The sequence below is a fragment of the Pseudomonas glycinis genome (genome assembly GCF_054871425.1).
Genome location: NZ_JBTYHF010000010.1, coordinates 131275 through 156050 on the forward strand (window position 1 = coordinate 131275; position 24776 = coordinate 156050).

The 24776-nt window shown below is 54.5% G+C and carries 18 protein-coding genes; 6 read left to right on the top strand and 12 right to left on the bottom strand.

What is annotated here, in order from left to right; translation table 11 throughout:
• Nucleotides 1-6: 6 nt before the first annotated feature.
• Both kdpA and kdpF read right to left on the bottom strand, forming a co-directional pair.
• Nucleotides 7-1701, bottom strand: a complete 1695-nt coding sequence (gene kdpA, locus ACYSTU_RS22895) for a potassium-transporting ATPase subunit KdpA (RefSeq protein WP_499001748.1) — start codon at nt 1699-1701, stop codon at nt 7-9.
• An 8-nt stretch (nt 1702-1709) separates the two neighbouring features.
• Nucleotides 1710-1799, bottom strand: a complete 90-nt coding sequence (gene kdpF, locus ACYSTU_RS22900; RefSeq protein WP_007899818.1) for a K(+)-transporting ATPase subunit F — start codon at nt 1797-1799, stop codon at nt 1710-1712.
• 423 nt (nt 1800-2222) lie between these two features.
• Here kdpF and eat point away from each other — a divergent pair, with 423 nt between their 5' ends.
• The 3 genes from eat to ACYSTU_RS22915 all read left to right on the top strand — a co-directional run bounded on the left by eat (nt 2223) and on the right by ACYSTU_RS22915 (nt 4579).
• Nucleotides 2223-3587 (top strand): ethanolamine permease, encoded by a 1365-nt coding sequence (gene eat / locus ACYSTU_RS22905; RefSeq protein ID WP_499001750.1) that lies wholly within the window; start codon nt 2223-2225, stop codon nt 3585-3587.
• Nucleotides 3588-3716: 129 nt separating this feature from the next.
• Entirely contained in the window at nt 3717-3884 is a 168-nt protein-coding gene (locus ACYSTU_RS22910) for a DUF2897 family protein (RefSeq protein ID WP_016770901.1), read from the top strand.
• Nucleotides 3885-4021: 137 nt separating this feature from the next.
• A complete protein-coding gene (locus tag ACYSTU_RS22915) occupies nt 4022-4579 on the top strand; it encodes a TetR/AcrR family transcriptional regulator (protein ID WP_243240981.1) in 558 nt (185 codons plus the stop codon).
• Here ACYSTU_RS22915 and fabF read toward each other — a convergent pair.
• The 5 genes from fabF to ACYSTU_RS22940 all read right to left on the bottom strand — a co-directional run bounded on the left by fabF (nt 4576) and on the right by ACYSTU_RS22940 (nt 11498).
• A complete protein-coding gene (gene fabF, locus ACYSTU_RS22920) occupies nt 4576-5850 on the bottom strand; it encodes a beta-ketoacyl-ACP synthase II (protein ID WP_038860441.1) in 1275 nt (424 codons plus the stop codon). The genes ACYSTU_RS22915 and fabF overlap by 4 nt on opposite strands.
• A gap of 205 nt (nt 5851-6055) precedes the next feature.
• Nucleotides 6056-6391: a ComEA family DNA-binding protein gene (locus ACYSTU_RS22925; RefSeq protein WP_160767744.1), complete on the bottom strand. Its 336-nt coding sequence runs from the start codon at nt 6389-6391 to the stop codon at nt 6056-6058.
• Nucleotides 6392-6501: 110 nt separating this feature from the next.
• Nucleotides 6502-8496 (bottom strand): polysaccharide biosynthesis protein, encoded by a 1995-nt coding sequence (locus ACYSTU_RS22930; RefSeq protein ID WP_499001756.1) that lies wholly within the window; start codon nt 8494-8496, stop codon nt 6502-6504.
• 87 nt (nt 8497-8583) lie between these two features.
• Nucleotides 8584-9612 carry an MraY family glycosyltransferase gene (locus ACYSTU_RS22935; protein ID WP_499001758.1) on the bottom strand — a complete coding sequence of 343 codons (1029 nt, stop codon included), beginning with the start codon at nt 9610-9612 and terminating at the stop codon, nt 8584-8586.
• 89 nt (nt 9613-9701) lie between these two features.
• Nucleotides 9702-11498, bottom strand: coding sequence for a hypothetical protein (locus tag ACYSTU_RS22940; RefSeq protein WP_499001761.1), 1797 nt, complete (start codon nt 11496-11498; stop codon nt 9702-9704).
• 523 nt (nt 11499-12021) lie between these two features.
• Between ACYSTU_RS22940 and ACYSTU_RS22945 the strand changes: the two genes are divergently transcribed.
• From ACYSTU_RS22945 to ACYSTU_RS22955, 3 genes are all read left to right on the top strand, one after another.
• On the top strand, nt 12022-13011 hold the full coding sequence (locus ACYSTU_RS22945) for a glycosyltransferase family 2 protein (RefSeq protein WP_499001764.1): 990 nt from the start codon (nt 12022-12024) through the stop codon (nt 13009-13011).
• Between the two features lie 3 nt (nt 13012-13014).
• On the top strand, nt 13015-13353 hold the full coding sequence (locus ACYSTU_RS22950) for an EamA family transporter (protein ID WP_499001767.1): 339 nt from the start codon (nt 13015-13017) through the stop codon (nt 13351-13353).
• Nucleotides 13354-13487: 134 nt separating this feature from the next.
• Nucleotides 13488-15572: a DUF7657 domain-containing protein gene (locus tag ACYSTU_RS22955; protein ID WP_499001769.1), complete on the top strand. Its 2085-nt coding sequence runs from the start codon at nt 13488-13490 to the stop codon at nt 15570-15572.
• A 94-nt stretch (nt 15573-15666) separates the two neighbouring features.
• Here ACYSTU_RS22955 and ACYSTU_RS22960 read toward each other — a convergent pair whose 3' ends face one another.
• From ACYSTU_RS22960 to ACYSTU_RS22980, 5 genes are all read right to left on the bottom strand, one after another.
• Nucleotides 15667-17046 carry an FAD/NAD(P)-binding protein gene (locus tag ACYSTU_RS22960; RefSeq protein ID WP_499001772.1) on the bottom strand — a complete coding sequence of 460 codons (1380 nt, stop codon included), beginning with the start codon at nt 17044-17046 and terminating at the stop codon, nt 15667-15669.
• Nucleotides 17043-17636: an adenylyl-sulfate kinase gene (gene cysC / locus ACYSTU_RS22965; RefSeq protein WP_499001774.1), complete on the bottom strand. Its 594-nt coding sequence runs from the start codon at nt 17634-17636 to the stop codon at nt 17043-17045. The genes ACYSTU_RS22960 and cysC overlap by 4 nt, the downstream gene beginning before the upstream one ends.
• 62 nt (nt 17637-17698) lie before the next feature.
• Nucleotides 17699-22594 (bottom strand): glycoside hydrolase family 99-like domain-containing protein, encoded by a 4896-nt coding sequence (locus ACYSTU_RS22970; RefSeq protein ID WP_499001777.1) that lies wholly within the window; start codon nt 22592-22594, stop codon nt 17699-17701.
• A 4-nt stretch (nt 22595-22598) separates the two neighbouring features.
• The gene (locus ACYSTU_RS22975) at nt 22599-23966 is read right to left on the bottom strand and encodes an ABC transporter ATP-binding protein (RefSeq protein WP_499001780.1); all 1368 of its coding nucleotides are present in this window, start codon (nt 23964-23966) and stop codon (nt 22599-22601) included.
• Complete coding sequence (locus ACYSTU_RS22980) at nt 23956-24774, bottom strand: ABC transporter permease (protein WP_499001782.1); 819 nt, start codon at nt 24772-24774, stop codon at nt 23956-23958. The genes ACYSTU_RS22975 and ACYSTU_RS22980 overlap by 11 nt, the downstream gene beginning before the upstream one ends.
• Between the last annotated feature and the right edge of the window lie 2 nt (nt 24775-24776).

Sequence of the window (24776 nt, forward strand, 5' to 3'; positions counted from 1 at the left end):
GATTCCTTAGAAGCCCATACTTAAATGTTCGGCGACAGGACCGAGCGCCAGCGTCGGCAGGAACGTCAGGCCGCCCACCAGCAAAATGGTCACGGTCAACAGGGTCACGAACAGCGGGCCGTGAGTCGGGAAGCTGTTCTGGCCGACCGGTGCGCTTTTCTTCATCGCCAGGCTACCGGCCAACGCCAGCACAGGCAGGATGTAGCCGAAACGGCCGATCAACATGCCCAGGCCGAGCATCAGGTTGTGGAACGGCGTGTTCGCGCTCAGGCCACCGAACGCCGAACCGTTGTTGGCGCTCGCCGAGGTGTAGGCATAGAGCAACTGACTGAAACCGTGCGCGCCGGGGTTGCTGATGGTTGCCGCAGCGCTGGGAACCGTGGCGGCAATGGCGCCGAGCACCAGCACGCCGACGGGCATCACCAGCAGCGTTACCACCAGCAATTGCACCTCACGCGCTTGAAGCTTCTTGCCGAGGTATTCCGGCGTCCGACCGATCATCAGACCGGCGAGGAACACCGCGATCAGCACGTTGAGCAACATACCGTAGAGCCCGGCGCCGACACCGCCGAAGATCACTTCGCCGACCATCATGTTGACCAGCGCGACCATGCCGCTGAGCGGGTTTAGGCTGTCGTGCATGCCGTTGACCGAGCCGTTCGACGCCGCCGTGGTGGTCACCGACCACAGCACCGTCGCGGTGGTACCGAAGCGCGCTTCCTTGCCTTCCAGCGGCGCAGTCTGCTCGACAGCGGCGTTGTTCAGGGTCGGATTCGGCTGATACTCAGCCCACAGCGAGGTCGCACCGCCGATCAGGAACAGCGCCAGCATGCAGGCGATGATCGCGCGGCTCTGGCGCAGATCCTTGACGTAATGGCCGAAGGTGAACACCAGCGCCACCGGGATCAGGATGATCGAAGCGACTTCGAACAGGTTGCTCCACGCGGTCGGGTTCTCGAACGGATGCGCCGAGTTGACCCCGAAGAAACCGCCACCGTTGGTGCCCAGTTGCTTGATCGCAATCTGGCTGGCGGCCGGGCCGAGGGGGATCACCTGATCGACGCCTTGCAGGGTCACGGCATTTACATACTCGGCGAAGGTTTGCGGCACGCCCTGCCAGACCAGGTACAGCGCCAGCAGCAGGCACAGCGGCAGCAGGCCATAGAGGGTGGCGCGGGTCATGTCGACCCAGAAGTTGCCGAGGGTCTGCGCCGACTTACGGCCGATGCCACGGCACAGCGCGACCAGCACGGCCAAGCCGGTGGCGGCGCTGACGAAGTTCTGCACGGTGAGACCGACCATCTGGCTCAGGTAGCTGAGGGTCGCTTCGCCGCTGTAGGACTGCCAGTTGGTGTTGGTCATGAAACTGACCGCGGTGTTGAACGCCTGGGTCCATTCCTGGCCCGGCAGGTTTTGCGGGTTCAGCGGCAGGTGATCCTGGAACAGCAGAATCACAAACAGCAGCAGAAAACCAGCAAGGTTGAACGCCAGCAGCGCCAGCGTGTACTTCTGCCAGCTCTGCTCTGCCTGCGCATCGACGCCGGCAAGACGATAGCAACCGCGCTCGACCGGTCCGAGAATCGGCGTCAGCCAGGTGCGCTGGCCCTCCATGACCTTGTAATAGAAGCGCCCAAGGAACGGCGCCGGCAGCAGGACCAGCGCAAAAAACCCGAGGATCAGCCAATAGTCATAACTGTGCATAGCCGCTCCTAGTTCCGGTCCGCGCGCAACAGCGCAACCAACAGATAAATGAACAGCCCCACTGCCAACAGCAGTGACACCCCGTCCAGAACGCTCATGGAAGATCTCCGTGTAACGGCGTATTGCCGTGTGTGCAGCGATTGTCGGGAAGGAGGCTGTAAAGGAACGAGAGCGAGGGCCGGCGTGGGTCATAAAGAAAGCGTAAAGAGTGGGTTTATGCCGGCGTTACAGCAGGTTTTTGCAGCGTCAGGTCGGACCTCATCGCGGGCAAGCCCGACTCCCACAGGTTATGCGCTGGAATCAAATTCAGCGGACGACGCAGAACCCTGTGGGAGCGGGCTTGCCCGCGAAGGCGGCATAACAGACTCCGCTGCTCCCAACTGGCGCACGAAAAACGCCCATCCAGCTGCGAACATCCCCCCTGCGACAGCTTTGGACTCATTACGACTTGTTTCAGCGTAATGGCACGCCCACTGCACACGCTCTCCCTCGAGCTTTCCAACCATTGCGGGAGCAAGCGCATGAACACACAACTCAAACCCACGCTGGGCACGGTGCACCTGTGGGGCATTGCCGTGGGGCTGGTGATTTCCGGGGAATATTTCGGCTGGAGTTACGGCTGGGGCGTGGCCGGTACGCTGGGTTTTCTGGTGACTTCATTCATGGTCGCGACCATGTACACCTGCTTCATCTTCAGCTTCACCGAACTGACCACCGCGATTCCCCATGCCGGCGGGCCGTTTGCCTACAGCCGCCGCGCGTTTGGCGAAAAAGGCGGATTGATTGCCGGACTGGCCACACTGATCGAATTCGTCTTCGCCCCGCCAGCGATTGCCTTGGCGATTGGCGCGTATCTCAATGTGCAATTTCCGGCGCTCGACCCGAAACACGCAGCGGTCGGCGCGTACGTCGTGTTCATGGGGCTGAACATTCTCGGGGTGAAACTGGCCGCGACGTTCGAGCTGATCGTCTGCGTGCTGGCGGTGGCTGAACTGCTGGTGTTCATGGGTGTGGTCGCGCCGGCGTTCAGCTTCAGCAACTTCGCACTGAATGGCTGGGCCGGTTCCGACGTCTTCGGCGCGCCGGCGATTGCCGGGATGTTCGCAGCGATTCCATTTGCGATCTGGTTCTTTCTCGCCATCGAAGGCGCCGCCATGGCTGCCGAAGAAGCCAAGGACCCGAAACGCACGATCCCAAAAGCCTACATCAGCGGCATCCTGACCCTGGTGCTGTTGGCCATGGGCGTGATGTTCTTCGCGGGGGGCGTCGGCGACTGGCGCACCTTGTCCAACATCAACGACCCACTGCCGCAAGCGATGAAAACCGTGGTCGGTGACAACTCCGGCTGGCTGCACATGCTGGTGTGGATCGGCCTGTTCGGCCTGGTCGCGAGTTTCCACGGCATCATCCTCGGCTACTCACGCCAATTCTTCGCCCTCGCCCGCGCCGGTTATCTGCCCGCTTCGCTGGCGAAACTGTCGCGCTTCCAGACCCCGCACCGCGCAATCATCGCTGGCGGGCTTATCGGCATCGCGGCGATCTACAGCGACGGCCTGATCAACCTCGGCGGTATGACACTCACCGCAGCGATGATCACCATGGCCGTGTTCGGCGCCATCGTGATGTACATCATGAGCATGCTCAGCCTGTTCAAACTGCGTAAATCGGAACCGAATCTGGAGCGCACTTTCCGCGCGCCGTGCTATCCGCTGGTTCCGCTGATCGCGCTGGTACTGGCGGTGGTTTGCCTGGTGGCGATGGCGTGGTTCAACACGCTGATCGGGCTGATTTTCCTCGGCTTCATGGCGGTCGGGTTCTGCTACTTCATGCTGACCGGGCAACTGCGTGCCGATGCGCCGGCGGATGCGATGTTGACCGGTCTGTAACACTGTTCGGGTGTGCCGGGCATAAGCGGCCTAGAATGGAACCACCGCGAAGTCGTTTCGCTCAAAGGTGGTATGCAGCACCGCACGGCGAAGTCCTCGCCCGTCGAGCTGCCATTAAGGAGAGCCGTTATGCCCTGGTATGCCTGGTTGATTCTGGTCGTTGCGATCGGCTCGATTGTCGGCGGATTGATGATGTTGCGCGACACCGCCAACAAGGTCGAACTGACCGATGAAGAACGCAAGCGCGTCGCACAGCGCAATGCCGAAGCGGATGCCAAGGATGCACAAGACCGCTGATACCAACCCCGCCGCAATGGCGGGGTTTGTTTTTTCAGCACGATCGGACTTACCCACAGGCTGTTTAGATTTTAGAAGTACAGTCACCATTTAATCTTCCGTGGTTAAGATGGCAGCATCGTCGCGGAGAGCTCCACATGCGTTACTCGCCAGATCACAAAGCCCAGACCCATCAACGCATCATCAAGGAAGCTTCCGCGCGATTTCGCAAGGACGGTATCGGCGCCACCGGCCTGCAGCCTTTGATGAAAGCCCTGGGCTTGACCCATGGCGGTTTCTACTCGCACTTCAAATCCAAGGAAGAACTGGTCGAAAAAGCCCTGCAAGAGGCCGGCGAGCAAGTCGCGGGCCTGTGCGAAGAAATCTTCGCGCAGGAAAACCCTCTGCAAGTGTTCATCGACACCTACCTGTCGGAGTGGCATCAGACCTCGCCCCACGAAGGCTGCCCGCTGCTGACCATTTCCTCGGAACTGGGCCTGCGCGGCCAGCCAAGCCCCACCAGTGACGAAGTCCTCAATGCTCGCCTCGAACAAATTCAGGCCACGCTCGATGGCGAGAACAGCGCCGATCGCAGCATTGTCATCATGGCGACCCTGGCCGGCGCTCTTCTGCTGTCACGCAGCGTCGCGGATGCCGACTTCGCCCAGCGCATCCTCGACGTCACCCGCGAGCATCTCAAGCAATCGAGCGATTAACCTTCCCAGCGCTTGAACAACACGCTCGCATTGACCCCGCCAAAACCGAAGCCGTTGGACAATGCATATTCGATCGCCATCGACCGCGCCTCGCCATGGACAATGTCCACCCCTTGGCTCGCTGGATCCGGGTTTTCAAAGTTGAGCGTTGGTGGCACCACCTGATCACGAATCGCCAGCAGCGTGAAAATCGCCTCCAGCCCACCGGCCGCGCCGAGCAAATGACCGGTGGCGGATTTGGTCGAAGTCACGGCGATCTTGTTCTGCGTGCCAAACAACGCCTTGATCGCCGCCAACTCGCCCAAATCACCGACCGGTGTTGAAGTGGCATGAGCGTTGAGATGCTGCACCTGCTCCGGCGTCACACCGCCCTGAGCCAGTGCCAATTGCATCGCCCGGCGTGCGCCGCTGCCGTCTTCCGGACCGGCGGTCAGGTGATAGGCGTCGGCGGTGGTGCCGTAACCGACCAGTTCGGCCAGCGGCTTCGCACCGCGTGCAAGCGCATGCTCCAGCGACTCGATGACCAATAGACCGGCGCCCTCGCCCATCACGAAACCATCGCGCCCACTGTCGAAGGGACGCGAAGCTTTTTCAGGGGTGTCGTTATAGCCGCTGGACAGCGCCCGCGCGGCAGCGAAACCGGCCAGGCTGACGCGATCGATCGACGCCTCCGCACCGCCACATACAGCGATGTCCGCCTCTCCCGCCCTGATCAACCGCGCGGCATCACCGATCGCCTGCACCCCGGCGGCACAGGCGGTAACCGGTGCGCCCAACGGTCCTTTGAGGCCATGCTGGATCGACACATGACCCGCCGCGAGATTTACCAGAAACGATGGAATGGTGAACGGCGACAACCGCCGAGGGCCACGGCTGTCGGTGGTACGCACCGCATCGGCAATCGCACCGAAACCACCGACGCCCGAGCCGATGATTGTCGCAGTGCGCTCCTGGCTTTCGGCGTCGGCTGGATGCCAACCGGCCTGCTCCAGCGCCTGCCGAGCCGCTTCCATGGCGAACATGATGAAGCGATCCATCTTCTTCTGTTCCTTGGGCGGCGTCGCACGATCCGGATCAAACCCGGCCTCGGCATCCTCCTCCACCGTCGGCACACTCCCGCCGACCCGCGTCGGCAGATCAGCCACGACTGCATCTGGCAAGTTGCGCAACCCGGAACGACCGGCCAGCAAACGCTGCCAGACGATTTCAACATCACTGCCCAAGGGTGAAACCAGGCCCATGCCCGTGACGACGACTCGACGTTGGTTCATACCGTGGTTACCCCTTATCAATTCATAATTCGACGTGCATCGGTGTGCTGCGATTCGACTGCTGAATCAGTCCCGATGGAAATTATTATAGGCATAATCAAGGTGTAATATGATACCCGTAATTTTCAGCGTTCAGGCATCCACCCGATCAGCGCTCAATAAAAAGGCCGGTCAATGACCGGCCTCTCGGCGTTGAACTGTCAGCTTAGTTCACTTCCAGCTTTTCACGATTGCGATCCAGAATCGCCTTGCCAATCCCCTTCACTTCCAGCAACTCATCCACCGACGCGAACGGCCCGTTTGTATCCCGATACGCAACAATTGCCTGCGCCTTGGCCTCACCCACACCCGCCAACTCCTTCTGCAACGTTGCCGCATCCGCGCCGTTGAGATCGACCTTCGCGCTTGCCGAGGGCGCTGCCGCATCCATCAGCAAAGGCGCTTTCGTCGTCTCCGAAGGCACTACAGGGGCAGCAATCGCCGCAATCGAGGCGCTGGTGAGGAAAGCAAAGATCAGCGAGTAGAAATAACCGGTACGCATAAGTGACGCTCCATCATCGTTTTAGAAAGCAGCTTTTCCCAAGCTGCTCTCCAAACGTAGGTCATGACGGAGGGAAGTCAAAAATGCGAGCGTTACAGGATGTGAAACAATTAGGGTTCGAGACGACGTTGCTGGTAGATCCAGTCGACGATTTCACCATCGGGGGTGTAGCCGGAGACGGTTTCGCGCAGCAGTTGGCGGACGCGGGTGTAGTCGTCGGCTTCAACGGCTTTCAGCAGTTCATCCAAGCGGGCCTTCAGAACGTCCCACGGAAGATGATCTTCATTGGCGCTCATGATCATGGGATGCGATGTAGCTGCGACGTTATCCCCGATGAGCAATTCCTCGTAGAGTTTTTCGCCCGGGCGCAAACCGGTGAACTCGATGGAGATGTCGCCCTGAGGATTGCGCTCCGATCGGATGCTCAGTCCGGACAGGTGAATCATTTTTTCCGCAAGTTCGACGATTTTTACCGGCTCACCCATATCCAAAACGAAGACATCCCCGCCCTGCCCCATAGAACCGGCCTGGATGACCAACTGTGCGGCTTCGGGGATGGTCATGAAGTAGCGGGTGATTTTTGGATGGGTGACGGTCAACGGCCCGCCGGCTTTGATTTGGCTATGGAACAGCGGAATGACAGAGCCGGAAGAGCCGAGCACATTACCGAAACGGACCATGGTGAAGCGGGTTTTATTGACTCTGGAAACGTTGGCCTTATCGCCAAACAAGACAGGAGCGATCTCGCGGCTCAAGGCCTGGAGGGTCAATTCCGCCAAGCGCTTGGTGCTACCCATGACATTTGTGGGACGCACCGCCTTGTCGGTCGAAATCAGGACGAAGTTCGAAACGCCGGACTGCAGAGCCGCTTGGGCGGTATTGAGAGTCCCGATCACATTATTCAGAACACCTTCAGCAATGTTGTGTTCGACCATGGGCACATGCTTGTAGGCCGCAGCATGATAAACGGTATCGACCTTCCAGGTTTTCATCACATCAAGCAGCTTGTCCTGATGGCGGATCGATCCGAGGATCGGCAGCAGTTTAACCGAGACCGATTCCCTGACTGCCCGGTGCTCTAGCTCCGACAGGATATTGTAGAGATTGAACTCACTGTGCTCGAAAAGTAAAAGCGTAATCGGGCCTAAAGAAAAAATTTGCCGGCATAGTTCGGCTCCTATGGAACCACCTGCGCCAGTTACCATGACTACTTTGCTCTTGATGCAATGTGCGAGCAGATCGGGCTGCGCAGGTACCGCGTCACGACCCAACAGGTCAGCTATATCCACTTCCTGAATGTCCTCGACCCGCACACGCCCGCTCGCCAGATCGGTGAAGTTGGGAACGCTGCGAACGTGGAGCGGAAACGCTTCAAGCAGATTGAGGATTTCCCTGCGGCGTGCACGAGTCGACGACGGCAGCGCCAGCAGGATTTCCTGTGCACCGGTGACATCTATCATCTGTTGAATGTGCTTGGGTTTGTAGACTTGAAGGCCGGAGATAGAGCGATCAGCGATACTCGGATCGTCATCAATGAAAGCAACTGGCCGCATGACGCGGCCCATCCGCAAGGCAGCGACCAGTTGATTTCCTGCCACTCCGGCACCGTAAATTGCAACTTTGGTCAGACTGTCGTCTCGACTGGTGAAGGGAACATGCTGAACGGCCGTGAACCAGTCGCCCATGAAATACTGGCGCATGCACAGACGCAGACCGCCGATAATGACGAGACTAAGCCACCAGTAATTGAAAATGATAGAGCGTGGCACGACAGCTTCATGATTGCTGTACCAGTACACCACTAATGCCAGTATCAGCGCTGAAAGACTGACCGCTTTGACGATCGCTATCAGTGCGTCATTGCCAAAATAGCGCATTACCGCCCGGTACATTCCAAAGCGAATGAAGAGCGGGATGGCGATAATGGGAGCACTGATAAACAGCCAGACATGCATCTTGATCGGGTTGTACATATCGTCAATGCCGAGACGGACGATAAACGCAAGCCAGAGAGAGCCCCAGACCAGAAAAACATCCGTGGCCACTTGAATCAGCCGCTTTTGCCCGCGTGGCAAACCCAGCAAAAAGGTGCGTATCTTATCCATAAACCTCAACCGATCAGACCAGTTTGGCCGCTTATCTCCGATTCCTCATTGTACGAGATAATTCAATGCCGACCGATTTTTTCCCCTTCAACACTTTGGCGGGCGCGCTTCCGTCTTCCCCGCACCTAATGCAATTGCAAGCATGACGAGCGGTACATACGCCACCACGACCCCGACTACGCCGTTCATCCTCAGGACACTTACGCAATAGGCGATGGGAAACAGCCAGACAACATTGATCGCCGTCACAGCCAACGTAACCGGTAAATGCCGCCCGTAACGTCGTGCGGCGTACTGATACGCATGGCTTCTGTGAGCTTCATAAACCTTCTCACCCTGCACGAGGCGTCGGACAAGGGTAAACGTCGCATCAACGATAAACACGCCGAGCAGGATCAACCACATCCACAGGAGGCCGGGATCAATCCAGGCAGCCTGCAGCGAGAGAGCGCCCAGAGAGATACCGAGGAACCCACTGCCGGCGTCTCCCATGAATATTTTCGCTGGTGGAAAGTTCCAGAACAGAAAACCAAGAACAGCTGCCGCCAAGAGTAAGGGTGGCCAGACTAACGAGCCGTGACCGTTGATCCAATAAAAAACGCCGGCCCCGATACAAACGCACAGCGCCTCAATGCTGGCGAGCCCGTCAATACCGTCCATGAAATTATAAAGATTCAGCATCCACACCAGATAAAGCGATGCGAGAATATTTCCAACCAGTTTCAAGTCGACTGATGCACCAAAGATCTGAATTGGCGCGAAGCCTCCGATCCAGCCGAGCACCCATCCTGCAGCCAGAAAATGGCCAACCAGCCGCCAACGAGCGGCGATATGGCCGTGATCATCCATGAAACCGATAACCGCCACCAGAAAGCCACTGCCAGCCGTTGCGATAAACGCGGCGTTATCAATCGAATGACTGCTCCATAACCAGGCGAGTGCGATCAGAAAGCCCACGACGATTGAAATGCCGCCGCCTCTGGGTGTTGGCACCGTATGCGAACTACGTCCATTAGGGATATCTATCATACTGCGCGCCAAGGCATATTGACGAAGCGCCGCAGTCAAACCGAGAGCAAGACCGAAAACGATAGGGAACGACCACCATGAAAACATTTATGAAACTCCATTTTTGAGTTCTCCGACGAAGGTGCCGCGCTATTGATTGCAGCACCTTCGCCAAGCCCTCACCCCAGGCACCGAGGCTATTTACTCAAATCGTACTTGTCTACTTCAACCGACTTCACTTTTATTACTCCACCTCTAAAACCAGTCGGAACGATCAATAACTCAGTGACATCATCATCGATATGAATGGTTTGTCTTTTTTCGAGGAAATTGATTGGGAACCTGCCGTACACATGATTTTCGGAAAATTCCTTGACGCTGGCAGATTTCCAGTAAACCGTCATGTAGTCATAAAAGAATCCCCCTCTGATATTGAGAGTAACTTTCGAAACGATACGATCCCCATCCGCACGCCCTACAGATGATACGGTTACGTTAATCACGGGCGGCGCGTCGACGTCATTTATATAAACGTCTTTGGCTACGCTCGTGGTGTTGGCGACGGGCAATACATCAGCCAGAAAATTAAAAGATCCTACTTTACGGGCGCCTGCCACATCCGCCATCTGCACCCCCATGTAGCGTGCAAGCCGATAGGCCGACATTTCCTTATGAATGTTCCACGAAAAGATGTAAGTACTGAACACAATAACAATGGAAACCAGACCCGCCGCGCACAGGTAAGTGGAGCGAATGATCTTGTCCCAACCAGCCGATCGGGCCTGGATCACCGTAGCAGCGCGCGTGCGCGATGCCGGACCGTACCGTTCGATAACGTAATCAAGCAGCACAGCAAAAATGATAAGCACGAAAGGAATGGCCGGGAACGCGTATCGCGGGAGTCCGTGAAACGGCGCATTCATATACGTTAACGCCAATGGCACAGCCGCAATGAACAAGATGCGCGGATCTGTTCTTCGCGCCAGAAAGGGTAAGGCTGCCACAGTAGGAATGATCACAAGGTGCTGTAACAGCAACCAGGGACGAAGCAGAGGCTGCACATGCACGAGGCGCTCGTCCCAGACATCTCCCCACAACTGTTGCATATAGCCGAAAATTCGCCAGTTCCAGTACGTGAGCGGGGCTGGCGTACTATTCGCCGCAACAATGTCAGCAAGCTGTCGACCATTCGTTGCGCCCATATCGAGAAAATAGGGAACTGCTCCCCAGATCATCGGACCACCACCGGTTTCCGGCAGCAGCAACACCCGGTCGAACTCGAGGAAATTATGCACACCGTAGGGCGCCATTCCAGCGATGACGCTTATCGCAAATACAGCCGATTGAATGCACCGCTTCTTTATCAGGCCCTGCCCGTAGACCAAATAGAACATTATTGCCAACAGTGCAAAGGGCAGCGCCTGAGCTCGAACGTGTATGGCGTAAGCAACCAGGATTGCAGCCAATAAGGTGGTCCAGACGCGCCCGGTACCGAGCGAACTTATAAATGCGGCGACGAATCCGAGCATGACAAATATGAAGAGATGCTCTGTCAGAAGCCTGTCGGTATTATATAAAAAAGCCGGATAAACCGATAAAAGTGCAAGCGCCAATACCACCAGCATCCGGCGCACTTTGAGCTGAGTCAGAATGAGAACCGCCAATCCCAGCGACAAAACACTTAAAACCACTTGAACTACGATCACATGCTCGAATGACTCACCCCATAATGTATAAATCGCAGCAAGGAAAACCGGATAGCCAGGCGACAAGCCCGTCACACCTTTAAGGCCAGAGAGCTCACCGTTCGTTATATAAGGCTCTCTGACCATATAGCCATAGGCGAGAATACTTTTCGCCGCATTGTGATAAGTATATTCATCCCCTGGCAATGGCATCCGATCCAGATCGGTATATGTAAATCTCATATACGCCGCGAGACACAGAACCATAACCAGTACTAGAAAATACAGACATCTATTCAAATTGGTCATACTGAATACGCTCGAGCACCAGCGACTGGCTTGCTCGTTTCAGTGGTTACCTGAATAGAGGATGGTACGGTTGACATTGTTATTTTGTCCATTGTAAGTGGTGACCCGCAACTGCTTTCACAACGCTGCTGATTGGCTGAAAGCATGTAACACCAATGCTCGCCGGCCTCTCCCAAGAGCGCACAATGCGCGATTTACGCTTGACATTCCGAGTTGCACGAGGGTACTCCGCTTACCGCTGTGCGGGCCGGGAGACGAATCGTCCGGAATTCGTGGTGCTGGCACAAATCCGTCCGATTATGCTTGATTTTTTTTCGTATGCATAAGGCAATGCTCACATTTAGTCTGTAAAATGCGCCCAGGCAAGCGGGTCCAAGGCTTCCACGCGGGATTCGGAACGGACATGAGCGGACCGCTCTGACATTAAGCACCGGCTAAAAAATCAATTAAACACTTACCATGAAAAGGAAGCTTCTAACTCAATGCAGTTTTTTGCTTTCAGACAAAACTGGGCGATCATCGGATGAGTATTGAAAAAAAAATCGCAGTAGTGATACCTAGCTACCGTGTACGCAATCACATTCTTAACGTGATTGGCAAAATTGGACCTGAAGTCAGTAATATCTACGTTGTTGATGATTTCTGTCCTGAGCAATCCGGCGATTTTGTACAAGCAAGCTGTAATGATCCTCGCGTCAGGATAATTAGACATGCCGTCAACCAGGGTGTCGGCGGTGCAGTAATGACCGGCTACCAGGCTGCGATTGACGACGGTATCGACATTATCGTGAAAGTCGATGGCGATGATCAGATGGAACCGCATCTGATTCCCAACTTCATTGCACCTATCGTTGCCGGTGACGCGGATTATACCAAGGGCAATCGTTTTTTCGATCTTGAAGAAATTCGGGCAATGCCGAAATTGCGCCTTTTCGGAAACTCGGTTTTATCATTCATGACGAAGGTCTCTTCCGGTTATTGGGACCTGTTCGATCCTACTAACGGCTTCACGGCTATCCATAGCGACGTTGCAAAACACTTGCCATTCAAAAAAATAAGCCGTCGTTATTTTTTCGAAACTGACATCCTGTTTCGCCTGAACACCTTGCGCGCGGTGGTTATGGACATCCCGATGGACGCCAAATACGGTGATGAAGTCAGTAACCTCAAAATTTCCCAGGTGATCGGCGAGTTTCTTGCCAAACACACCCGAAATTTCTTCAAGCGTATTTTCTATAACTACTATTTGCGAGACATGTCGATCGCATCGATCGAACTGCCATTAGGTCTGCTGCTTTTTCTGTTCGGCACGATCTACGGCGGTTATCACTGGATCTCTAGCCTGTCGTCCGGGGAAGCTGCTCCATCCGGCACAGTGATGCTTTCATCTCTGCCAATAATACTGGGAGCTCAACTTATCCTGGCGTTCATTGCCTTTGATATATCCGCGCTACCAAAAAATGCTCTGCACAAGCGTATTTCTTCCTACATAAAAAACTCAGAGAGTAAATAGATCATGGCCTACGTGATAGCGATCATCTGCGTTCTGGGGATTGCCACTGGGCAAATACTCTTCAAGCTCAGCGCCGCCAGCATGCACCAGGCAAATAGCTTTTTTGACAAACGCAGCCTTGTCATATTGTTTTTTGCTCTTGCTCTCTATGGCATAACAACTCTGGCATGGGTCTGGGTTTTGCAGAAAATCGAGTTGGGCCGGGCTTACCCGCTAATGGCGCTGGCGTTCGTTCTGGTACCGATCGGCAGCCATTTCATCTTTGGGGAGCGCTTCAATCTTTACTATGTCATGGGCGTAGTAGTCATCATGCTGGGCATACTGCTAACCATTAAAAGCTGAGAAGAATGCCCATCAAGATTTGCGACCGGCGCTTGCGCTGGTGCAGATCCGGATAATACAAAAACAGATAATCAAGTCGACAACCGTTAGCGAAGCGCGGGACGCCTGGACACAACATACGGACTTTGGAAAAAATGTCATATATTGAACGCAACAGGTGGCAACTGGTCTTTTTTGCCGCATTAACCGCCATCACGCTGACATGGATATATCTGGGGCTCTACCAAAGTCATTTCCTTTCCGCCTTGCGAATATTGGGCGACTACTCCACTCAAAGTGTGACGGGTTTCCCGAAGGAAGGGCGTGGCGATGAGTGGTCGACTTATTTGCCAATGTTGAAACAAGCTTATATTGAGGGCTTCCCGCTAAAGTCCAGCCTCGCCCCTTACTACGAAAATCTGGACTGGTTCATCGCCATACCAAAATTAGATATTTCGTTACTTTTTCTGCCGAATCAGATTGCCTACTGGGTGCTGCCGGGCGCTAACGCATTGGCCCTGCAAGGTGCCTGGTACAACCTTCTGTTGCTAGGTTCTGTCTTCTGGCTCTTGCGAAACATGGGAGTGAAAACCGTTGTCGCTCTTTCAGTTGCAGGAATGATACTGTTCAGTCACTTCTATCAAGTGTGGTGGACAAGTAATTTTCCCGCGCTGGGTGCCGGCATTCTTCCCTTTGCCGTACTTAGTTGCAAGCTACGCGACAGCATCAAATATCCTCTTTTTTTCTGGTCGGTGGGCCACGCAGTATTCGGGCAAATTTATCCACCTTTTTACGTTTCCATGGCCTATGCGGTCATACCTTTGCTTTTTACCGCCAATCCCAAGCTGCTGACTCGCAAAAATCTGCTCCTGACCATCATTTGCGTCGCTGCCGCTCTTGCCGTATTTCTTCTTATGAGATGGGATTTCGTCAAAGCAGTCGCCTCCACCAGCTATCCTGGCGTAAGGATCAGCACAGGGGGGGACGTGACCCTACATTTGCTTCTTTCGGCCATTTTACCTACCGCGCCTGTTGGCGAGTTTCCTCCGGGGGTGGACTCGGTTCATGAGTTCAGCCTGGTAGGTACAATTATTCCGCTTTTGTTCCTCGCACTATTGCCCTTCATTATCTGGGACAATTTTTCCGTAAGACTTACCGTTGTCACTGGCTTCATGCTTGCCCTCATGAGCTTCTACATGATCATTGGCTTTCCGGTCTGGCTCTCCAAGATATCGTTGCTCTATTTGGTACCTGGCCGAAGGCTGTTACTCGGCTTTTCTGTCTTGGTCGTGCTGTATGGCTCCGTGATGATCTCCTACCACTGGAGCCAGATCCGGGTTTCAGCCATCGTCGTCGCATCGCTTTTATTCTCTTTGATATCGTTTGTTCTGGGGCAAAGACCCGATATTGCACACGAATTTCATCTGATTGAATGGTATTGGCTGGCCCCGTCCGTCTTTTCGGTGGCAGGGCTGCTAATCTGGTGGGTCACCAAGGACGAGATCAAAGCAAAGGATTATTTTGTCTCAACTGTTTTGATTGGAATGGTGGCTATTCACTGTCTGATCTATGCGTCATTTAACCCAATCATGAGAGCCAAGGACATTCTGACCCCGGTTGACTCACAGTTGACGCGAGATGTACGCGCCCTTGTATCGCAAAGTGATGGCCAAGGACTCTCGGTGGTCGGAAACTTTGGGCACCTTCTCCGAGGTGAGGGGCTGGCGGTCTATAACGCTATTCACTTGGTAAATGTCGATAGACATATCTATTCGAATTTGTTCGGCATATCCGATGAGAACTCGGATAAACTTTTCAACCAGTTCCGGGGCATTTCCTTCGATAACGTCACAGCACTGAACTCCTCGGGAGCCACAGTCGTTTTTCCCGCCACTACTGGAGGGAAACCCTTTGCTCATGACGTTATCAATGGCGAGAAACGCCAAGGCTCTCTGATCGACCACGTACAAGAGAAACTGGTGAGTCAGGAAAATGGCAATTACGTATTTATCTGGAATTCGCGACTTACCCAACCAACTTCCGAGAGTGCTCGGCTGGTGCTGACAGCATCGTGCACCATCAACAGCTCATGGCTTACCCGCTACCCTCTACCCGTCGGAGGAGAGCCGCTGGAAGACGTAGCACTGAGAGGTTTGTCCGGCAAGGTTGAGATACTGTCCACAAGCGCCGAAAACGCGGAGCGCTGCCTTAAAGAAATGTCTGTGTCGATAGAAGGCTGATAAGACGTACCGGGTCCTTAATGAAACAAACAAAACCCGGTACATCCGTCATTTCAGCATTTGGTTCATGATGATCAGACCGCGGAGACCGATATCAGGTAATAATCTTCTTCGCCAGATCAACTGCCAGGGCCTTTGCATGCTGGCGCAACTCCGGCACCGCCGTCGCCTCCCAAAAATCCGATTTGAGCATCGGACCGATGTAATGCAGCCACTCGACTGCCTGCCCGCTCGCACTCATAGTTGCGAGACCATCGCTTACCTTTATCCCCAAACCCAGAGAATCGAGGCTTATCAGGCCATCATGCGTTAGCTGAGTGATCAGCTTGTCGTCGACACGCCGTAGATCCGTATTTGGACCTGTGCAGTTAATAACGCGGGCTACTGTAATTTGTCTCATTCGAGTTGTTCCACGCAATTCAACATCAATCGCCAGTCCTTCAGGATGCTCAGCTACTTTACGTATGCGGCCGGCAATTGAGTGGATTTTCCCCGCCACGACAGCATCTGAAAAATACTGGTAAGCGGCAGGCGCGACTCGATGACGATGAACATCCCAGAAAGACTGAACATGTCGTAAAAAGCGCTGCCGCTCGACACAGGACAAACGCTTCCACAAGTCGGGCGTGACAGGACGTATGGCTGCGAGCAAGTCACGCCAGTCCAGGTCTTGTGCTTGAGCAAGTTTGACCTCTCGACGGATCAAGCGTACGTATTCACGCACCGACGGTGCGGACTTCAATAGTGCTTCAGTGAGGATCGGCGGGATGTCGCGCACTGAGCGCGACTGACGATGCGGCAAGGGGCGAAGCCCACGTCGCGAGACCATATGGATGGGACCGCGGTGCCCCTGCTGCAATAAGCCCATGGCAACATCCAGAGCTGTCAGCCCCGCTCCTACCAGCAAGACCGGCTTGTCTGGATCAATTGATTGCTCTTGTGAACCAGACCATGGGTCTGACTGATATCGATTTTTCCCCACTGCAGGACCGAAGCCCGGGGGATCCAAGGGAGAAAAATTCCCGAAAGCCAGCACCACCTGATCCGCTCTGATCCGCAAGCCGTTGCTCAATTCAAGAACGGCTCCTGCTCCGTCAGCACGAAGGCTGTCCACCTCAGAAATTACCCGCTCGAATATGACGTCTGCAGGAGCCTGCCGCTCTGCCTGGTCGAGGATGGATACCAGATAATCGCCATATATTTTTCGAGGGACAAAGGTGGAAGCATTGAAGGAGGGATGCAGTTCCCGGCAATAATCCAGAAAATGATCATGCTCATCGGCATAAGCACTCATGTTGCCGGCAGGCACATTAAGCAAATGCAAGGAACTGTTGGTTCCGTAGGCAAGGCCCCTCGCCATGGCTCCCGATCGGTTGATCAATACCACTCGCACACCGGGGGGGCTATGACGTAGAAACTGCGCAGCCGTAACCGCGCCGCTGAAACCCGCCCCAATGATCACGAGCGTTTTCATGCAGCAAACCTGTTATCCAGATAGGCGAGTACTCGCTCAATGGATACCGCCAACGCCTCATCAACGGTATTGATAGCAATGTCTGCCTGGGTGGGGGCTTCATATACGGAATCGATGCCGGTGAAGTTTTTGATCTCTCCCGCTCGGGCCTTGCCATATAGCCCCTTGGGATCACGCCGCTCACATTCTTCCAGCGACGTGTTGATGAATACCTCCACAAACTCCGAGCTTCCAATTACCTCACGTGCCAGGGCACGATCACGGTGGAAAGGCGAAATGAAAGCCGTGATCACGATCAGACCTGCATCCACGAGCAATTTCGAAACTTCCGCCACGCGACGAATGTTCTCCATGCGGTCAACGTCCGTGAATCCCAGATCCTTGCACAACCCCATTCGCAAGTTATCTCCATCCAGCAGAAACGTGTGTTTGCCCTTCGCTACCAACGCTTGTTCCAACGCGTTGGCAATCGTCGACTTGCCTGCCCCGCTTAATCCTGTAAGCCATATCACTGCTGGCTTTTGTCCTTTGACCTGCGCTCTCGACTGTGGGCTGACAGCCGTTGCGTGAAATACCAGATCGTTACTCATTACGATAACCCTAATAAATCAGATGACTAATGCCTGCCGCACAATACGACAGGCTTTTTAAGTCAAACCTTCGCCAGCAGTCGATCACGCATCGCTTTGATCCGATCTTCGCAGACTCGATAAGCCTCGTTACTCAACAAGTCAACGCGCTGCTGTTCATCGGTGATCGCCAATGTGTGCGAGTCACAGCCCACTCTGTGGATGTAATCACCAATAAATCCGCAGGTACGCAACGATGCCCAATCCGTATCTTTCGCGGTAAATAACTGCATCGTCAGATAATAGTCTTCCATGTATTTCATGTCGTCGTAGAACTGGACTGCATCCAGATTACACTTGTCCAGATCAAGCAGAAAGCTGTGCAGCGGCGCATGGTTATGCTGGACGAAATCGATGTATGAGTCGCCATAGTCATAGATCTTTTCGCGCTTGAGAACACAGTTGGTTAGGGCGTCCACCATCGTGGAATAGACGCGTCCGAAAGTCGCATTTTTGCCGCTGGCCTTCAACTGCTGCAACAGCACGCGATAGGCATCGGGGAACAACAAATCGTCGTAGTCCAGAAACGCCGCATAGCCGCTGGCAGCCGCTTTCAGCCCATCGTTGAGCATGAGCGAGCGCAGGTCCGGAGTTTCTGCCGTGGAAGTGTAACGTCGGATGACCGGCTCACAGTCGCTACTCCATGGCAGCATGGCAAGTTCGCCTTCCAGCAACTCAGTTTCGTCGTCGCTCATATCCTGGATGGCCAGGAGCGGCTTGACCCGGCATCCCGTCTGAGCGATGAGAGAAAGAAGCGCATTGATCAGCGAAGTACGATCGGCTCGACGATGGTAACGCATGATTGTCGTCACAATATCCGGAGCATCCTCTGGCTCGCCAACTTCAGCCAGCATGCGGAAGCATGAGGATTCGCAACAAACCTTGTTGCCGATACGGGAGCCGGTAGGTACCAGCTCCATGCAACTGCGCTGGTCATCCGATATCGAAAAGTTGGTGACCTTGTCGCCTTGCAGATAGGAAGGATCGTTGCGCAGGTTTGCCGATATTGCGAAGCCCGTGTGTCGCATAGCCATTTTCAAAAGCGATCCGACGGTTGCGACCGGGAACAGGCAGACATCATTGAACACAAGGTTGAAATCGGCATTCAGTGTGTCTGTACTCGAGCATTTGACGCCTCTCGCCTGCAAGGCTTGAAGTAACTCGGCATCATCGACAGTGACCGAGCAGCCTTGCGCCAACATCGCGTGGGTAAGGCAGGCGAAGAACTTGCGACGCGGTTCAGGCTCGACTTTCAGCCGCCCGACGACAGCTGGCGTCAGCGTTATGTTGAGCGTGAGTTCAGCACCAGGTTCAAAGTGGCTGGTAGCCGAAAACTGCTGACCGGAAAGCGCCCGCCCAATCGAGTTTAGATAGCCGTACCCAAAACGGGTGTCGGGCTCCAGATGAGCGCCTTCAGCCCACTCGTTCCAGGCATTCACTACCACATAGCGACGATCTTCCGGCAAGTTATGCTCGGAATACTCGATCAGACACTCCATCCAGCTCTGAAACTTTGCCGTAGTGAAATTATTCAGGACATATGCCCTGGTGCCGTAGCGAGCGGTGTTGTCCCAGGTAGGCACCAGGGATCGGAACAGTGTGAACTCCTTGCCCAGATCCTGCCCCATGTAGTGGTCGGCCACTTCATCATAGTTCAGGACGCTACCTTCCAATGGCCAGTAAGGACGGAGCTGGTTGCGCGTGTCTTGCACCGCATCCCCTGTCCAGTCGTGCAGTACCCGCTCCACTGCCGCATCCATCCCGTGATGCTGGGGATGCGTCGCGCCGCGCGTCAAAGTCGCCACCATGTAAGGAGCTTTGAGACCGGCACTTTCGCACTCTTCGCGCCAGACCTCCAGATACTCCTCAATGTGCTCGATCGAAGATGGACGATACACATGCAACATCGGGCGACCGTCTACTTTGATGTAGCGCTCGTCCTTGAAAAACGGGATCAAATATCGAATGAAGCCGCGAGCGTCTTCTTTCGAATACACCTGACCGAGCAAAATTTCCTGCTCATTGCCATCCCAGCGGCGAGTCCAGTTTTCATTTGCCCAGCAGAAGGCAAATGGCATGTTGATCTGTGGATTGTCCACCAGCATCTGCGCCGGCTTTTCCAGAATCATCCGCCCGGTGAACCAATAGTGATAGAAAATCAGGCCATGCACACCTGACTTCTGCATCATCTCAGCCTGCAGAGCCAGCTGTGCAGGTCCCTCTAAATGATAATAACCGATGTCGTCATGTGGGACATGCTGCTGATAGTGTCCGTAGAACAGCGGATTGGCCGAGCGAACCTTGTACCACTCCGTAAAGCCAGGACCGTGCCACTCATCGTTTTCAGGTGTCGGATGAAACTGTGGCAGGTAGTAGGCCAGCACTTTGACGGTGTCGTGCTTGATACTGGACGAATAATCAACTTGGGGCTCGCAATAATCCCGCGCCTCGAAAGAGATCTGCGGGGCTTCCAGTTGATAGTTGCGACCTTCGGTGTCAGTTGAGTCAACCAGAACCAGACGCTCCAAAGTTCGACTCAACATGTCCCGACCTGCAGGCGCTCTGTCATCTTCGAAATGCTTATACTGCAACGGGAGTTGCAGCAAATCGATGATCACGCCGCTGCGGGCCCAGAACGGTCCGACCCTCGGCAATTGCGCAATCGGCAGCACTGCCCCGTCCGCGGCACTGTATTTATCCTTGATTTTGGCAAGGAGATTGCCAGTATCTGCCCAGCCGGCTTGGTCGAAAGCAGATTCAGGTCGGTTGTCGACGGGATAGACCACTTTCGCGTCGCCGCCTAGCAGATGCAGGATCTGGCCCACGTTGGCTGGCGTTCCACAGATCAGCTCCAGACGTTCGACCACACCCAAACCATCCAGGGTCCCGGTGACATTGGCGTCGTCATGCAAGTGAGCTACAACGTCATATTCCTTGAGACGATTGCCGAACTGGACGATGAAAGCTGCGACCGCCCCAGCATGCGCTGGCACGCCCTCGACGGTCAGCTTGCGCATTAACGGCAAGACGGCACGCAAACGTTTCTCGTTGAACTTCGTCTCGCTCCCGCCGCTGCGTGATACGTACAAATCAAATTCAACGGGAATGTTGCCGAGGTAGCCCAGCCAACTCTCAGACACCTGTTCGCCAACAATATGAAGGTGAACGGCGACCATCTCGGAGACTGCTTTAGGCGTTTCTGGAAGGTAGGGATCAAGGTAATAGGGCACGACTTTGAGCACTTCATACTCAGTCAGTACGCCATCAGTAAGCGGTTCACGGACGCGGCTCAGCTCAAGACGCTTCTGATTGCGCTTGAGCTTGCGCACAGCAATTGCCAGTGCGTGGCGCAATCCACCTCGTCGCGCCTCACGCACAAAGCGCCCAAGCAATTCCGGCTGTTGCGAAACAAGATTCAATAGCTGCACGGCAACGCGATAGCGGGTTACCTTACGGGAAAGGCGGTAGTTACGACCTTGGACGTCGAAAATAGACCGTCCTTCATAATACCCGTAGCGCAAGTAATGAATTAGCGGGTTGATACGTCGCAGCCTGACATCTGGATAATGGTCCAGGTATGCCTTGGTGGAGAATCCGGCCGACGGATCACGCGCCTCTCGCCAACCCTGCTCCAGATAATGCTGCAGCGGATTCACGCCCGCTGCCCGCACGTCCGGGTAGGTCGTCAGATAGTAACCAGCGTCGAACAGCTCGCTCTCCGCAGGGTTATCACCTCGATAACGCAATCCCAAGTGTTCGCCGATACGCGAAATCAGTGACTTGAGTAGAAACCGGCCGGAGGAATACCGATGCAGGTCCTCCTCAAGCCGTTGAACCGAGTCCTCCGATTCCGAGAGAGTCGATTTAAAGGCGTCGTATTGGGTTTCCAGCCAGTGACGATACTCGCTCAGTTTTAAATAATCTTCCTGCAACCGAGCATGGCTTGTCTCCAGCTTTCCGTAATCAGTTGTAAGAGCGTTGTGATCGGCCAGAAGCGTTTCCAGGTTTTTGTCTTTCTGGCTCAGTTGCGCGCTCAGATCAGTGCTGTTTTCATCGAAACGACGCATGAGGCGATAAGCTGGCAAACGCTCGGCCATTGCTTGGTAGAGTTTGTTTAGTGTTGCAGCAACATTCTCGTCGTCCGCACGCTCATCGCGCGAGAGGTGCAGCAACAGCGAACTGAGGGTCAGAACATCGACGGGGACGCACGGATCCTTGCGGAGCTCATCCAGTGTAAAGCTGTTGTGCTGTAACGAATGCTGAAGAAACTGTTGATGATATTCCTGAAACTCTTGCCCTAGAGGATCAAATGGCAGTCCCAGCGATCTGGAGATACGGCGCAACTGCCGCTCGGGCTCCTCGAGCATCAGTTCGTAGTTTACGAAAATCCGTGAAGCACCCTGGCTATACTTCAAGCTGAACAGCATGTGCTCCAGCCAGAGAAAGTAGCCCTTCTCGACTGCGAACTCGTTGCGCTTGACCAGCGAATGAGCAACATTCTTTGGATTACGGAAGGCGACGACGTAGCTGACGCTCAAACCCAATTCGACAAAGATTTCCTGCCAGAATGGCAAGAGCCTTGCCATGCGCGGATCTTTCACACCAAAACATTTGATATCCGCGATCTTTCCACGCAAATGCTCAGTGGCACGAACTTTATGGGTTTGCGTGATCGGCGATTCCAGCTCTTCCGGGCTGATAGGCACCAGACTATCCCAGGCGTGGCCCAGAGCGGCCAGTAGCTCTTCGTTGTACGCAGTAATAGTCGCGTCTTCAAAGAAGCCTTTTTCATTATTGCCCGACTCGGCAGGCAGCAGGTCATCGCCCAAGTCGACACCAAGGACTTTTAAACCACGCGTAATGGCACTCGTACCGCTTCGGTGCATGCCCAGAACGACGACTATTTGTTTATGATCCATAAGATTAATTATGCTCAACACTTAAAATGGTAAAAGCTGGAATACATTTGAAATCCACCGTCCCCGTCGCCGTGCTCGCAGTTTCCGGCAGAACACGGAACAGGCACGCGTCGATCAGACGATGCAGGTAGGTTTCGCCCTCTCCAACGACACCAACCACTCCCGAGTTAAGGAAATAGGTGCCTGGGTTAAGGTTGCACTCAAACTTGAAATCGACGTCGACCTGCGCATCGGCAGCGACGTAAGTTAAAGAGTCCTGCGCATTGGCGGCACTCGCCGCGCCACCGATTTCAATGCCGGCCAGCGTTTTGATCATCATGCCAAAGCGCACAGCTACGGCGCCTGTCGCGAACGTTGCGCGGTAGGTGTAGCGGTAGCTATCGCCGCGCTTGAGACAATTGACCTGCTTGCCGGCGGCATTGAGGATGCGCGGATCGCTGATCAGAACCCCATGGGACTCGTAGGACATCACGCTTTTGGAGACAATATGAGGATCGAAGTATTCTTCGAGCCCGTTGTCCATAGCCTGAGAAGCTTCGACTGCAACAGCCGAGCGCTGCGCCTCTCGCTCCAGTTCAAGTCGCTCCAGCGAACCTGATTTGATCGATTCGCGAATTTCCAGAACCTTGTCGGCTGGTGCGTACAACAACTTCTGATATTGGCCGACAATGACCTTCGGAACTCCCTCAGCAAGCTTTTCGCCCTTATCGAGAAGAATAGCTCGAGTACACAGCTCTATGACCGCGCTACCAGAGTGGGACACGAACAGAATCGTGGCACCACTGGCCTTGATTGCCTCGATGCGCGCAAAGCACTTACGCTGAAACAGTTCATCACCGACGGACAAAGCCTCGTCGACAATCAGTATCTGCGGATCCACATTAATGGCCACTGCAAACGCCAAGCGCACCATCATGCCGCTGGAGTAGGTCTTGACCGGCTGTTCGATGAATTCGCCAATTTCCGCAAACGCCTCGATTTCAGCAAACCTGGCGTCGGTTTCCTCTCGTGTCAGTCCCAACACCGCCGCATTCATATAGACGTTCTCGCGGCCGCTGAACTCCGGGTTGAACCCGGAACCCAGCTCCAGCAAGGCTGCGACTCGACCATGGGTCAGAATGTCGCCATGCGTCTGATTGAGCGTGCCGCAGATCATCTGCAGCAGCGTGGACTTGCCGCTACCGTTACGGCCCAGAATACCAACGGTTTCGCCTCTTTCGATGGTGAAGGACACATCCTGCAGAGCCCAGAATTCACGGAAATATTGTTTACGTCCACGAGCGAACATCTGCAGAAGCCTGTCTCTCGGCTTATCGTAGATATGAAAGCATTTGCTAAGGTTGTTAACGGCGATCGCTGTGTTAGAGGACATCGGCAAATCCTTTACGCGTTTTCTGGAACCACGCAAATCCCAGCCAGAAGACCAGAGCTGCCGCGATGTAGTAGAAACCAAGATGAACGAAGCTGGGCAGCTCACCACGGAAAAGCAGCGCTCGCGCATCTTCGATAGCAGGTGTCAGTGGATTCAGAAACAGCAGGTGTCGATACTGCTCCGGCAGTGCGGTGATCGGATAGAAGATTGGCGAAAGGAACATCAGGACTGAGGTGCAGACGCCGATGATCTGGCTGACGTCCCGTAGATATACGCCCATTGATGCAAGGAACCACACCATCCCGACGACGAAGATCATCAACGGCGCCAAGAACAACGGCAGCAGAAGAACCGTGTAATGCAGCGTGCCAAAGAAAATCAGATAGGCAACCAACCACACACTCAGGCTCACAAGAAAGTGAAACATCGCCGCGCCTAAAGTAACCCAAGGCAGAATTTCCAGCGGGAATACCACCTTCTTCACATAGTTGACGTTCCCGACTATTAGCGCTGGCGCTCGATTGATGCACTCAGCGAACAGGTTGAACACAATCAGACCAGCGAACAGCATTAACGCAAACTCGGTTTTCGAACTGCTGTCGACACTCCATCTCGCTTTGAACACGACACTGAACACAAACGTGTAGATGACCAGCATTACGATCGGATTGAACAACGACCACAACATACCCATGATCGAGCCGCGATACCGTCCAACGATCTCGCGCTGCACCAATGCCCGTATCAGCCCCTTGTTGCGCCAGAAACTGCCCAGCATCTCCTTTGGTGACGTAGAAAAATTCAGCATTG